Source organism: Clostridium neonatale (assembly GCF_900465025.1).
In the GTDB taxonomy this organism is placed as follows: Bacteria; Bacillota; Clostridia; order Clostridiales; family Clostridiaceae; genus Clostridium; species Clostridium neonatale.
Genome location: NZ_UICR01000002.1, coordinates 1,163,699 through 1,176,469, shown reverse-complemented (window position 1 = coordinate 1,176,469; position 12,771 = coordinate 1,163,699). Strand labels below are relative to the sequence as shown.

16 protein-coding genes are annotated in these 12,771 nt (G+C 31.4%); all 16 read left to right on the top strand.

The window, feature by feature from the left end; translation table 11 throughout:
• Positions 1-82: 82 nt before the first annotated feature.
• Positions 83-478 carry a flagellar basal body rod protein FlgB gene (flgB, locus tag CNEONATNEC86_RS17000; RefSeq protein WP_058296949.1) on the top strand — a complete coding sequence of 132 codons (396 nt, stop codon included), beginning with the start codon at positions 83-85 and terminating at the stop codon, positions 476-478.
• Positions 479-491: 13 nt separating this feature from the next.
• A complete protein-coding gene (flgC, locus tag CNEONATNEC86_RS16995; RefSeq protein ID WP_159136441.1) occupies positions 492-902 on the top strand; it encodes a flagellar basal body rod protein FlgC in 411 nt (136 codons plus the stop codon).
• Between the two features lie 8 nt (positions 903-910).
• Entirely contained in the window at positions 911-1,216 is a 306-nt protein-coding gene (fliE, locus tag CNEONATNEC86_RS16990; RefSeq protein WP_058296344.1) for a flagellar hook-basal body complex protein FliE, read from the top strand.
• 32 nt (positions 1,217-1,248) lie between these two features.
• Complete coding sequence (gene fliF / locus CNEONATNEC86_RS16985; RefSeq protein WP_159136440.1) at positions 1,249-2,808, top strand: flagellar basal-body MS-ring/collar protein FliF; 1,560 nt, start codon at positions 1,249-1,251, stop codon at positions 2,806-2,808.
• Between the two features lie 15 nt (positions 2,809-2,823).
• On the top strand, positions 2,824-3,837 hold the full coding sequence (fliG, locus tag CNEONATNEC86_RS16980; protein WP_083498944.1) for a flagellar motor switch protein FliG: 1,014 nt from the start codon (positions 2,824-2,826) through the stop codon (positions 3,835-3,837).
• On the top strand, positions 3,821-4,600 hold the full coding sequence (locus CNEONATNEC86_RS16975) for a FliH/SctL family protein (protein WP_159136439.1): 780 nt from the start codon (positions 3,821-3,823) through the stop codon (positions 4,598-4,600). Before fliG ends, CNEONATNEC86_RS16975 begins: the two co-directional genes overlap by 17 nt.
• Positions 4,601-4,625: 25 nt before the next feature.
• The gene (gene fliI / locus CNEONATNEC86_RS16970) at positions 4,626-5,942 is read left to right on the top strand and encodes a flagellar protein export ATPase FliI (protein WP_159136438.1); all 1,317 of its coding nucleotides are present in this window, start codon (positions 4,626-4,628) and stop codon (positions 5,940-5,942) included.
• Between the two features lie 35 nt (positions 5,943-5,977).
• Positions 5,978-6,418, top strand: coding sequence for a flagellar export protein FliJ (fliJ, locus tag CNEONATNEC86_RS16965; RefSeq protein WP_159136437.1), 441 nt, complete (start codon positions 5,978-5,980; stop codon positions 6,416-6,418).
• A 26-nt stretch (positions 6,419-6,444) separates the two neighbouring features.
• Complete coding sequence (locus CNEONATNEC86_RS16960; protein ID WP_159136436.1) at positions 6,445-7,770, top strand: flagellar hook-length control protein FliK; 1,326 nt, start codon at positions 6,445-6,447, stop codon at positions 7,768-7,770.
• 12 nt (positions 7,771-7,782) lie between these two features.
• Complete coding sequence (locus CNEONATNEC86_RS16955) at positions 7,783-8,718, top strand: flagellar hook assembly protein FlgD (RefSeq protein WP_058296338.1); 936 nt, start codon at positions 7,783-7,785, stop codon at positions 8,716-8,718.
• 28 nt (positions 8,719-8,746) lie between these two features.
• The gene (locus CNEONATNEC86_RS16950) at positions 8,747-9,145 is read left to right on the top strand and encodes a TIGR02530 family flagellar biosynthesis protein (protein ID WP_058296337.1); all 399 of its coding nucleotides are present in this window, start codon (positions 8,747-8,749) and stop codon (positions 9,143-9,145) included.
• A gap of 196 nt (positions 9,146-9,341) precedes the next feature.
• The gene (locus CNEONATNEC86_RS16945; RefSeq protein ID WP_058296336.1) at positions 9,342-10,370 is read left to right on the top strand and encodes a flagellar hook-basal body complex protein; all 1,029 of its coding nucleotides are present in this window, start codon (positions 9,342-9,344) and stop codon (positions 10,368-10,370) included.
• Between the two features lie 144 nt (positions 10,371-10,514).
• Entirely contained in the window at positions 10,515-10,706 is a 192-nt protein-coding gene (locus CNEONATNEC86_RS16940) for a flagellar FlbD family protein (RefSeq protein WP_058296335.1), read from the top strand.
• Between the two features lie 13 nt (positions 10,707-10,719).
• Positions 10,720-11,532 (top strand): motility protein A, encoded by an 813-nt coding sequence (locus CNEONATNEC86_RS16935; RefSeq protein WP_058296334.1) that lies wholly within the window; start codon positions 10,720-10,722, stop codon positions 11,530-11,532.
• A 3-nt stretch (positions 11,533-11,535) separates the two neighbouring features.
• Complete coding sequence (locus CNEONATNEC86_RS16930; protein ID WP_058296333.1) at positions 11,536-12,276, top strand: OmpA family protein; 741 nt, start codon at positions 11,536-11,538, stop codon at positions 12,274-12,276.
• A 5-nt stretch (positions 12,277-12,281) separates the two neighbouring features.
• Entirely contained in the window at positions 12,282-12,758 is a 477-nt protein-coding gene (locus tag CNEONATNEC86_RS16925) for a flagellar basal body-associated FliL family protein (RefSeq protein WP_058296332.1), read from the top strand.
• Positions 12,759-12,771 lie beyond the last annotated feature (13 nt).

Sequence of the window (12,771 nt, the reverse complement as noted above, 5' to 3'; positions counted from 1 at the left end):
AATATTAATAATATTTAATTGATTATAACAGAATTTTATGTTATTTTTTAATATATTTAAAATAGAAAAGGGAAGTGAAGAAATGGGAATAATGTCTATTGGTTCAGACGAAAACTATAATTTGCTAAAAGAAGGGTTAAAAGCATCGAATATGAGAGCTAAAGTAATAGCTAATAATATGGCTAATATTAATACAAAAGATTATAAAAAATTTGCAGTAGTATTTGAAGAAAATTTAGAAAAAGATAATTCGAGCTTTGAGTTGAAGAAAACAAATTCTAAACATATATCTGGAGATAATAGTATTGATGGTAACATATCCATAGAACAAGAAAAAGGGACAAGTATGAGGAACGATGGAAATAATGTTGATCTTGATATAGAAAAAGTCAATCAGGCAGCAAACACTCTAAAGTATAATGCACTTATTACTAGAATAAGTGGGAAAATTAATGAACTTAAGTCTGTTATAAAGTAAAGGGGTTGAAGAAATGAATGCATTTAGTTCAATGCAGATAAGTGCTACGGGACTCGCAGCAGAGAGATTAAGAATGGATACTATAACTTCTAATATGGCAAATGCTCAGACTACAAGAAGTGCTGATGGAAGTGGAGCATACGTTAGAAAAGTGGCAGTGTTTCAAGAGGCACTAGATGCTAGTGGAAATATGGCAGGAGTAAAGGCTGTAAAGATTCAAAAGGATGAGTCTCCCCTTAGAGAGGTATATGATCCAACTCATCCAGATGCAGATCCTGAAACCGGATATGTAACTATGCCGAATGTAAATGTATTAAATGAAATGGCTGATATGATGGTGTCAACAAGATCGTATGAAGCTAATTTAGATACCTTTAATGCATTAAAGTCAATGTTTTCAAAAGCATTAGAAATAGGAAAGTAGGTATATAGATGAGAATAGAAGATAATTTTAATTTAAGATTACAGCAGTTTCAAAATAAGTTTGAAGAAAATGATGGTAAGGATGCAACTAGTAATAGTAATGAATTTTCTAGTATGTTAAAAAAATGTGTAGACAATGTTAATGAAGCCGCAACAGAATCAAATGCCACAACAAATGCATTTGTAAAAGGTGATGATGTTACAATTGATGAAGTTATGGTGAAAGCAGCAGAAGCAAATTTAAGTTTGCAGTTTTTAACTACAACTAGAGACAAGCTGGTTGAAGGGTATAAAGAATTAATTAAGATGCAATAAAAATGCAAGAGGATATGTAAGGGGAGCTTGAAATGAAAAAACTTTTAGAGAAAGTTAAGGAGCTTTTAGAAAAGTTTAAATCGCAGAGCAAAAAAGTGAAGATTGTAGAAATTGTTGCGGTGATAGCTATAATTGCTGCAATAATAAGTGCTATCATTTATTCAAATGCAAATAAATATAAGGTTTTATTTTCAAATCTTGATGCAAAAGATGCTCAAACGGTTATGTCAACTTTAGAAGATGACGGTGTTTCATATAAAAGTCAAAGTGATACTAACACCATTCTAGTACCAAAAGAAAAAGTTGATGAATTGAAACTTAAATTAGCTCCAAGTTTAACCTCAGGAACTATAGGGTATGAACTTATGGATAATTCTAGTTCATTTGGTATGACAGATGAACAATTTCAATTAAATAAGAAGAGAATGATTGAAGGAGAATTAGAAAGAACTATTAAGGGGTTTGAACAAATAGAAGAAGCAAGGGTACATATTACAGAACCAACAGATTCTGTATTCGTAACAGATAAAGAACCTGGAAAGGCTTCAGTTACTTTGAAATTAAAGCAAGGCGAAAGTTTAGATAAAAATCAAGTAAAGGCTATAGTAGCATTAGTTTCAAAAAGCAATAAAAATATTCCAGAAGAAAATATCACAGTAGTTGATAGTAACATGAATTTACTAACTAAGGATATTGAAGATGGACAAAATACTGTAGATGATGAAACAATAACAAAGCAGCATACCTTAGAAAAGAATTACGAAGAGAGGCTTCAAAAAGAAGTAGTTAATTTATTAGAACCAGTCGCTGGAAAAAATAAGGTTAAGGCTACGATAAATGCTAATTTAGATTTTGATTCTACTCAAAAGACTCAAACAGTTGTTGATCCTAATAAAGTAATAATTAGTCAAGAAAGTAGTAGGGAACAAAACAATTCATCTACTGGACAGGTCAGCGAAAGCCCAGTAGATAATAATATGAGTAATGAAATTGTTAATGGAAATGACAATAATACTTCATCAAAAGAGGACCAAAAAACTAATTATGAAGTGGGAAAAAGTGAAACTAAAGTAATAGCTGCGCCAGGTGAAGTTAAGAGAATAACAGCATCAGTTTTAATTGATGCAAATTTAGATACAGCAACTCAAGAAGAGATACAAAAAGCTGTTGAAAATGCCATTGGCTTTGATGCAACAAGAGGAGATCAAGTATCAGTGCTTGGAATTGCATTTGACACTACTGAAGAGGAACAAATGCAGGCACAAATTGATGAAATGAATAAGCAAATAGAAGCTCAAAAGAGAAATAGATTAATAGTTATAGGTTCTATTGCAGGATTAATAGTTCTTATTGGATTATTCTTCTTAATCAAAAAGCTTAGAAAGAAGAAGAAAGCTGAGGATGAACAATTATTGGATACATTGATTGATGATAGTTTAATACCAAAAGAACCAGAAGTATTTACGCCTATTGACTTTGAAGTAAAGAATCAAAAGACGCATTTAGAGCAAGAAATTAAGAAATATGCTACAGAAAAGCCAGAACAAGTTGTTGATATAATCAGATCATGGCTGACAGAAGATGAGAGGTGATGAATGGCTATGGCGATGAAGAGTGAAAGCAAATTATCAGGAGTTCAAAAAGCGGCTATATTATTTATTACTCTTGGACCAGATGCATCTTCAGGTATTTTGAAAAAGCTACCTGAAGCTGACATTCAAAAAATAACATATGAAATAGCTAATATAACATCTGTTACACCAGAACAAAGAGAAGAGATATTAAATGAATTTTTACAAATAAATAAGGCAAGAGATTATATAATTGAAGGTGGCATGGATTATGCTAAGCAATTATTATCCAAGGCATTAGGAAGCCAAAGAGCTAGTGAAATTCTTGATAAAGTATCAGAAGCAACTGCACAATACAGACCGTTTTCAATCGCTAGAAAGGCAGATGCACATCAATTATTCAATGTAATAGTTTCAGAACAGCCACAAACAATAGCATTGATATTATGTTATCTTCAACCAGATAAAGCAGCTCAGGTCATGGCTGAATTACCAGAAGAAACTCAAAGTGAAGTTGCATATAGAATTGCTACTATGAATAATACATCACCTATGGTTATTAAAGAAATTGAATCTGTTCTTGAAGGAAAATTATCTTCTGTTGTAAGAACTGAAATGACTACAATTGGTGGGGTAGAAACATTGGTAGGTATATTAAATCAAGTTGATAGAACAACTGAAAAGAATATTACAGAAGGATTAGAAAGAGAAGATGCAGAACTTGCAGATAAAGTTAAGAGTTCTATGTTCGTATTTGAAGATATTATTTCTCTTGATGATGTATCTATTCAAAGAATTCTTAGAGAAGTTGAAGCTTCAGATCTTGCACTTGCACTTAAAGGATGCTCTGAAGAAGTGGCTATGTGTGTATATAGAAACCAATCAAAGAGAGCTGCAGCTTCTTTAAAGGAAGATATGGAATTCTTAGGACCTGTAAGACTTATGGATGTTGAAAAATCTCAACAAAAGATTGTATCTGTTATTAGAAGGTTAGATGATGCTGGAGAAATTATAATTTCAAGAGGTGGAGAAGATGCAATCATCGTATAATATTATAAAGAGCAGTTTTACAAAGGACAGTGAAAAAAAGATTATCTCTACAGAATATGTTGTGAAAAATTATATTCCTGAAGAAATTGAACCTGAAGAAATTGAAGTGGTAGAAGAAGAGCCTAAGATTGACCCAGAAGAAGTGCTAAAAAAATATGAAGATATAGGCAATAGGATAATTCAGGATGCACAAAGAGAAAAAGAGGGAATAGTTTTAAAAGCACAGTTAAATGCTGATAAGGCAGAAAAAGAAGCATATGAGAAGGGCTATAATCAAGGAATTCAAAATGGATATGATGATGGTTATAAAAAAGCATATGAAGAGACAATTGAAAAGGCAAAATTGGAAGCTGAAGAAATTATAAATAATGCAGAAACATTATTAAAAAGTGCTAGAGAAAATTACTCTGAGTATTTAGAAAGTAAAAAAACTGATGTAATAAAATTAGCTTTAGAAATAGCTGGTAATATAACTAGACAAAAATTATCAAAAGAAGATTCAATGAATGTTTTGATAGAAGAAGCGTTTAAAGTCTCAAAGGGTGAGGAAAGCATAATAATAAAAGCAAATTCTTTTCATTGTGAAGAGTTGAAAAATAACATTTCAAAGTGGAAAGTGCAATATTCAGTTAAGAATGATATTTTTGTAATGGCTGATGATAGTATGGAAAAGGGAAATGCTATACTTGAGAAGCCAAGTGGAATTGTTAAAGTTGGAATTGATATTGGGATGGAGCAAATTAGAAAAACATTACTAGGATAAAATACTGCTTTAGGAGGATACTTATATGCTTGACTTAGAGTTGGATTTTAATAAGCTTACTAAAAGAGTTAATGGTACCTCTGCTATTTACAGTGAAGGAATAGTCAGAAAAGTAATAGGTCTTACCATTGAAGTTCAAGGAATCAAGGCGTTTATTGGAGAATTATGTATTATATATAATGAAAGTGAAAATCCTATAAACTGTGAAGTGGTAGGTTTTAAAGAAGAGTTTGTTATTCTGATGCCATTAGATGAATTAATAGGAATTTCTCCTGGATGCAGAGTTGTTCCTCAAAGAAAGCCTCTTAGCGTTCGCTGTTCAGATGCTTTATTAGGTCACATAATAGATGGCCTTGGAAATCCATTAGACAGTGAATCACTATTTATTGATGGAGAAGAATATCCTCTTGAAAATGAAGCCCCAGATCCATTAAAACGAAAAAGAATAAAAGATATTATGCCAACTGGTGTTAGAGCAATAGATGGTTTTTTAACATGTGGTGATGGGCAGAGAATAGGAATATTTGCAGGTAGCGGAGTTGGAAAGAGTACAACCCTTGGGATGATAGCAAGAGAAGCAAAAGCTGATGTTAATGTTATTTCATTAATTGGTGAAAGAGGAAGAGAAGTCTTAGAATTTATAGAAAAAGATTTAGGTCCAGAGGGGATGAAAAAGTCTGTTGTTGTTTGTGCTACATCAGATAAGCCTGCTCTTATTAGAATAAAAGGTGCTCTTACAGCTACAGCAATTGCAGAATATTTTAGAGATCAAGGTAAAAAGGTTATTCTTATGATGGATTCTGTAACAAGATTTGCAATGGCTCAAAGAGAAGTTGGGCTAGCAATAGGAGAACCACCAGCAACTAAAGGATATACACCTTCAGTTTTTGCGAAACTGCCAAAGCTTATGGAAAGATCAGGAACATCTATTGATGGATCTATAACTGCTTTTTATACAGTACTTGTAGATGGGGATGATTTTAATGAGCCCATAGCTGATGCCGTTAGAGGTATACTTGATGGTCATATAGTCTTATCAAGAGATTTAGCACATAAAAACCATTATCCGGCCATTGATATTTTAAATAGTGTAAGTAGACTTATGAGTACAATTGCACCTAAAGAACATAAACAAGCAGCATCTTTAGCAAGAGATTTGCTAGCTACATATAAAGAGGCAGAAGATCTTATAAATATTGGAGCATATGTAAAAGGAACTAATCCAAAGATTGATATGGCAATTGAATATAATGATAAGCTGAATGGGTTCCTATGTCAGGGGATTGAAGAAAAGGCGAAGTTTGAAGATGTTCAAAATAGGTTAATTTCTATGTTTAAATAAATTTTATTCTGTATTTTGTGAGAGGTTGATGTGATTTGGCTGAAAAATTTAAATTTAGATTAGACAAACTTCTTGAGATAAGAATGCAAAAAGAAGAAGAATGCAAAAGGGAGTTTAATGAAAGTCAAAGGCAGAAAAAAATTATAGAAAATAAATTACAAGAGCTTAATGAGAATTATGATAAATACAAAGGAATTAAGCCAAATGAGGATGTTGCATACCAAAAGCTTAAAAGGTATTATCTTAAAGGGCTTCAAACCGGGATGAAGGAAACAGAGAAGGCGTTAAATAAAAAAATAATGGAAGTTGAAAATAAAAGAAGCGAATTGAAAGAAAAACAAGTTGATAGAAAAATAGTTGAAACTTTAAAAGAAAAGAAATATGAGAGTTATGTTAAAGAACAAAATAGGGTGGAACAAATAACTATCGATGAGATAGCATTGTATTCTTATATGAGAAAAGAGAAAGAATTGTAAGAAGCTGTGAAAGGGGGTGAGATAAGATGGGAGTTACTATAGATTTATCTAAAAAATATGAAAATACAGTTAAGGTTACTAATAATTCAAATAAAGTGATATCGGAATTAAATAAATTGAGTTCTTCGAATAATAAGCCATCTAAGACAGATAAAAAGGAAAACTTCAAAGAGGTTTTAGATACAAAAGCTAAGGATAATAAGAATACTGTAATTACTGATGATAGAAAAAATGCAGAATCATCAACTAAGGTTGAAGATATAGAAAAGCAAATTGAAGAATTAGAAGAAAAAATTGATGAATTGCCAGAAGAAAAAGTTATAGAATTACTAAACAATATATTGAATTTATTAAATGAACTTAAAAATTCTGATAATACGTTGGAATTACAAGGAACAATAAACAATGACATATTAAATTCAATTATTGAAAAGATGAATTCTTCAAAAGAAACTGGAACAACTAATTTAAATGATTTGATGTCAAAGTTATCTGAATTATTAGGTGATGATTCTTCTAAGGAAGCGCTTGACAGTAATTCATTAAAGTTAATTGAAAAGTTGTTGACTAAATTGAGCAGTACATTAGACGAAAATATTAATTCAAATAAAGAAGTCAAAAATTTAGTAAATAATTTACTTTCTGATGTTTCTGAAAAAGTTGATAATGCTGATAGTAAGAAAGTATTAGACTTAGAAGAAATATTGAATAAAAATAACTCTAATAATAGTAAAGAGGATTTAAGTAAAAATGAAAGTAATTTAAAGGAAAATGTAGCTACAACTAAGGAAGATAAATTCTTAAATAAGTTACTTAATAAAGAGGATTCACTTGATAAATTTAATTTATTTTCAATAAGAAGTCAGTTTCAAGGACAATCAGTAAATAATGTACAAGCAGCCAATAACACAACAATTAATTCAATAAGCTTTACTAATGATTTAATTCAAGATGTTAAACTTATGGTTAGTAACGCAGTGAAAGAATTAACAGTAAAAATTAATCCAGGAAACTTAGGTCAAATGACCATAAGTTTGATAGAAGAAAATGGAGTGATGAAAGCTAACTTGAAAGCTACTTCTAAAGAAACAGTTGAATTATTAGCACAAAACTTAGTTGATATTAAGAAACAACTAGCCGATCAAAACTTAAAAATTTCAGAAGTGAATATTGAATTATATCAAGATGATACTACTTTTTTTAAACAAAAAGACTTTGAAGGTGAAATGCAAGGACGACAAAATGGTCAAACTAATGTTTCAGAAAGTAATAGGGTAGATTCTGTTGCAGAAGAAGAATTAGTTGAAGAAAAAATGGCAACAGATGATAGCAATATAAATTTCTTAGCATAGGAGGTGAATGTTATGGGATCTACAAGTTATAATGCATCAGTAAGTGAAAATAATGCCAATATCGCAGCAAAGTTAGAAGCTGAAAGGCAGAAAAAATATGCTCAAAGTCAAAAAACAAGTGAACTTGGAGCAGCATCTAATGCAAATGCAACCAATGTAGGTTCAACTACTAATAGAGGAACCAAGATTGTTGAGTATGGCGATACTGGAATGGGAAAAGATGCATTCTTAAAATTATTAGTTGCTCAAATGACTAATATGGATCCAACACAAGATCAGGATTCAACAGCTTACGTTACGCAGATGGCTCAATTTGCATCAATAGAACAGATGAATAATTTGAATACTACAATGACTGATTTTTCAGTGAGAAATCTTTTGGGCAAGCATGTAATAGTAAATCAATATGATGCAACTGGAAATGCAATAGAAGGTACAGTAATTGGAGTTCAAACAAAATCAGGAAAACAGTATTTATCTATATTGGATACAAATGGAGAACTGCAGAATAATATTGAATCGAGCAAAGTAGCAGGCGTTATAGAAAATGCATCAGATAATACAAGTGCTATTTCAGCTTTAAATACTCAATTTATTGCGGCATCAGCTTTAAAGGGGCAAAGAGTGGTTATTGTTGATGAAGATGATGATGGAAAAACTATTGTTATAAAAGGAAAAGTCGAAGGTGCTTATATTGATGGTGGAGATGTTAAGCTGAAAATTAACAAGTTTGATGATAAACTTAATGAAACTGATGAAACAGTAACATACTCATATCTAGATATATATAAAGCTGGAGATTTGAGTGATGAAGATATGAATGTAAAGGCTTCAGATTTTGATGAAGACAAAACTGACTCAAGTAGTGGTACTGAAACAGGAGAGTCTAACAACAATTCCACAGAAGGAACATCTAATAATAATTCTACAGAAAATGCATCAAATTAATAAGAGTTATTAATGCTAAGGCAAATATATGAGTTATAGAATAATAAATGGACAAATGTATTCTGTAGGAAAAGTTGGACAAGGAAGCACTTTACAAGAAAAAATAGATGTTTTAAAACCGCAAAGCAATAATTCTAAAAGTTTTAGTGATGTATTAAAAGATACGGTAAATAAAAAAGAAGGTTTTACAGTTTCAAAGCATGCAGCATTAAGATTAAATGAAATTAATTTTACTAATGAGGACATGAAGGAAATTGAAAGAGGATTTAAAATAGCAGAAGATAAGAATTCGAAAAATACTGTAATGTTATATAAGAATGTTGCATTAATTGCTAGTGTTGAAAATAGAACACTTATAACAGCAGTAGATAAAAATAGGACAAACGAAAATATATTCACAAATATTGATAGTGTAGTACTTTTATAACAGGACAAAACAATGATCAATTAACAATGATCAATGAAGTATGAAATTCCTTAAGGAATTTCTAAAAAAATATATAATTTAAGAAAAACGAAGTTTTTCATCACTCATTGTGAATTGTGCATTGTAGAGGGGGTTAGTCTGTGGAACGACAGAAGCAGACACGACAGTACTATAAAATTTAGGAGGAGAAGAATTTATGTTAAGATCAATGTATTCTGGAATAAGCGGGATGAAGGTTAATCAAACTAAATTAGATGTTATAGGTAATAATATAGCCAATGTAAGTACAACAGCATTTAAGGGATCAAGAGCAGAGTTTAAAGATATGTTATACCAAAATGCTGGATATGCATCAAATCCATCAACATATAAAGGTGGTACTAATGCGAAGCAAGTGGGACTTGGTGCACAACTCTCAAGCATTAACAAGATGATGAGCCAAGGTAATGCAATGTCAACAGGTAGAAGTCTTGATGTATGTGTAGATGGAGAAGGGTATTTGATTGTATGTGGTGCAGCGGATGATGGAAAAATAGCAGTGACAAATGGAGCGCTTGGAACGGCTACTAATATATCACAGACAGCATATACACGTGATGGAAACTTAACTCTAGATGAAAATGGAAATTTGTTGACAGCAGATGGTTATAAAGTCATGGGATATGCTATGACTGGCGCTGCTATTACTCATGCAACTGCAGCTGATCCAACAAAGAATCAAAGTATAGGAGATGCAATTATAACTATTACTAATTTAGACACACAGGCAGATACAGCTACGGCAACAACAACAGAATTAGTACCATTAGCAATACCAGATAGTGTAATGGTAAATGGTGCAGCCGATAAAGTAAGAACATTTGATATAGGTAAAGATGGAGTTATCACAGTAACATTAGCATCAGGTGGAAGAGCAGTAATTGGCCAAGTAGCTATGGCATCATTCAAGAATCCAGAAGCATTAAAAGGAATAGGTGGAAACTTATTGCAAGATGGATCTAATACCGGTGGCGCATTGATAAGGTCAGGAAAAGGCGCCGCAGCAACAGCTGATAATTCAGGTGGTTTTGGAGACTTTATTCAAGGTGCACTTGAAGCATCAAATGTAGATTTAACAGAACAATTTACAGATATGATAGTTGCTACAAGAGCTTTCCAAGCATCTTCTAAGATGATATCTAATGGAGATGAAATATTACAAACTATAACAGGTTTAGTTAGATAATAAATAACAAAGAATAACTATAAATAATCAATGATCAAAAATTGATGTAGGGAAGAAAATTATTTGCAATTAAAAAACAGTTTTTTCTTTCTACATTGAGAAGTGATCATTGATAATTATATATTGTAAAGAAGGGGTGAACTTATGATAGAGGTTACAGGAATGAATCAGCGAAAATTTATTCTTAATGCTGATCATATTGAAAAAATTGAGGAAATGCCAGAAACAATAATAACACTGACAAATGGAAAAAAATATATAGTGCTAGAGAGTATAGATGAAGTAAAGAATGAAGTGATAAAATACAAAAATAAAATCTTTACCTACAATATATAGGGGGCATTAAGTAATGAAAAGAAATGATACATTGACTATGATTGGATTAGTCGTAGGAATAGGGATGATGATTTATGGAATGATGGGAAGCAATGGAGTAGATGATTTAAAACTATTCTGGGATGCACCATCAGTAGCCATTACATTAGGAGGTTCAATAGGTTCTGTAATGATTGTAACACCTATGTCTGAATTTAAAAAGGTTGGTAAGTTATTTGTTCAAGCATTAAAAGAACCTAAAATATCTAAAGGGGAAACTATACTACAATTTAGTGAATTATCAAAGAAAGCAAGAAGAGAAGGATTATTATCATTAGAAGATGCAATTAATAATCTTGATGATGAGTTTTTAAAAAAAGGTCTTCAAATGGTTGTAGATGGTATTGAGCCAGAATCAATTAGAGAAATATTAGAACTAGAAATATCAGAAATGGAAGCAAGACATAGAAGTGGTTCAGATATATTTAAAACATGGAGCGCTTTTGCACCTGGTTTTGGTATGCTTGGTACACTTATAGGACTTATACAAATGCTTGCGAATCTTCAGGATTCATCAACAATTGCCTCAGGGATGGCAAAAGCCTTAGTAACTACTTATTATGGTTCATTAATTGCAAATATTTTTGCATCTCCAATATCACAAAACTTACTGATTAAAAGTGGTAAAGAAGTAACATTAAGAGAAATGATGGTAGAAGGAATACTTGCTATTCAATCAGGAGTTAATCCAAGAATTGTTGAAGATAAACTTGTATCATATTTATCTCCACAAGAAAGAAGCGAATATATGGCAGCTAATGCAAATTCAAGTGAAGGAGTTGCATAATATATGGCAAGAAAAAAGAAACAAGAAGATGGTGGCTTAACAGGTGATGAATGGTTAGGAACATATTCCGACTGTGTAACTTTACTTTTAACTTTTTTTATATTATTATATTCTATGTCTACAGTAGATGCTGCAAAAGTACAAGCAATTTCTGAAGCATTTTCAATGATGACGGGAAGAGAAGCTGATAGTATTTTAGAATTTCAGCAATATGATGGAAATCAACCAGTGATAGGTGGAGAAACAAAGTACGAAGATTTAGGCGAAGAAAGTTCAGAAAATGAAGTTCAAAGTAAAATGTACGATAAGGTAAAAGAATACTTAGAAAAAAATCAATTGACTGCTAACATAGCAGATGTTACATCTGATAAAAGAGGTGTAATAATAGAACTTAGAGACAATATACTTTTTGATACTGGAAAGGCAACTTTAATACCTGAGAGTACAGAAGTATTAAATAAAATAAATGCATTAATTTCAACGGTACCTAATAACATTGTAGTTGAAGGCCATACTGATAATGTACCTATAAGTAATTCACAATATCCAAGTAACTGGGAATTATCTACTATGAGAGCTACAACAGTTGTAAGATATTTTACAGAAGTTTGTGGACAAGATCCATCCAAAATAAGTGCTGCTGGTTATGGTGAGTATAAGCCTGCAGTTGAAAATACTACTGATGAAAATAGAGCAAAAAATAGAAGGGTAAATATTTTAATTGTTGCAAATAATGAGGAGTGATAATAATGGCAGAAAAACAGGATGTAAAAAAGGAAAGTTCAGGGAAGGGCAATAAAGCAATTATGGTCGTTTTATTTATTTTAGGGTTATTTGTACTAGGTGCAGCAACTTTTGGGGGTGTGTACTTATTTATGAAAACAAATAATGCTGTGTCAGCACAACAAGTTGTAGTTGAAAATTTATATACGGACTTAGGGGAATTTACTGTTAATTTAAATGATGAGGATGCAAAGAGATATGTGAAATGTGCAGTTGCAGTGGGATATGATAAAAAAGATAAAAAAACACCAACAGAGTTAGAAACTAATGCAGTAGTAGTTAAAGATGCAATAATATTTTATTTAAGAAATCATGATTCTGAATTTGTTAATGATACAGCAAATGAGGAAATAATGAAAAAGGAATTAATAGAAAATATTAATAAAGAACTAGTTAAAGGAAGAATAACAGATATAAGATTTTCTAACTTTATAGTTCAATAAGAAAGAGAAAGAT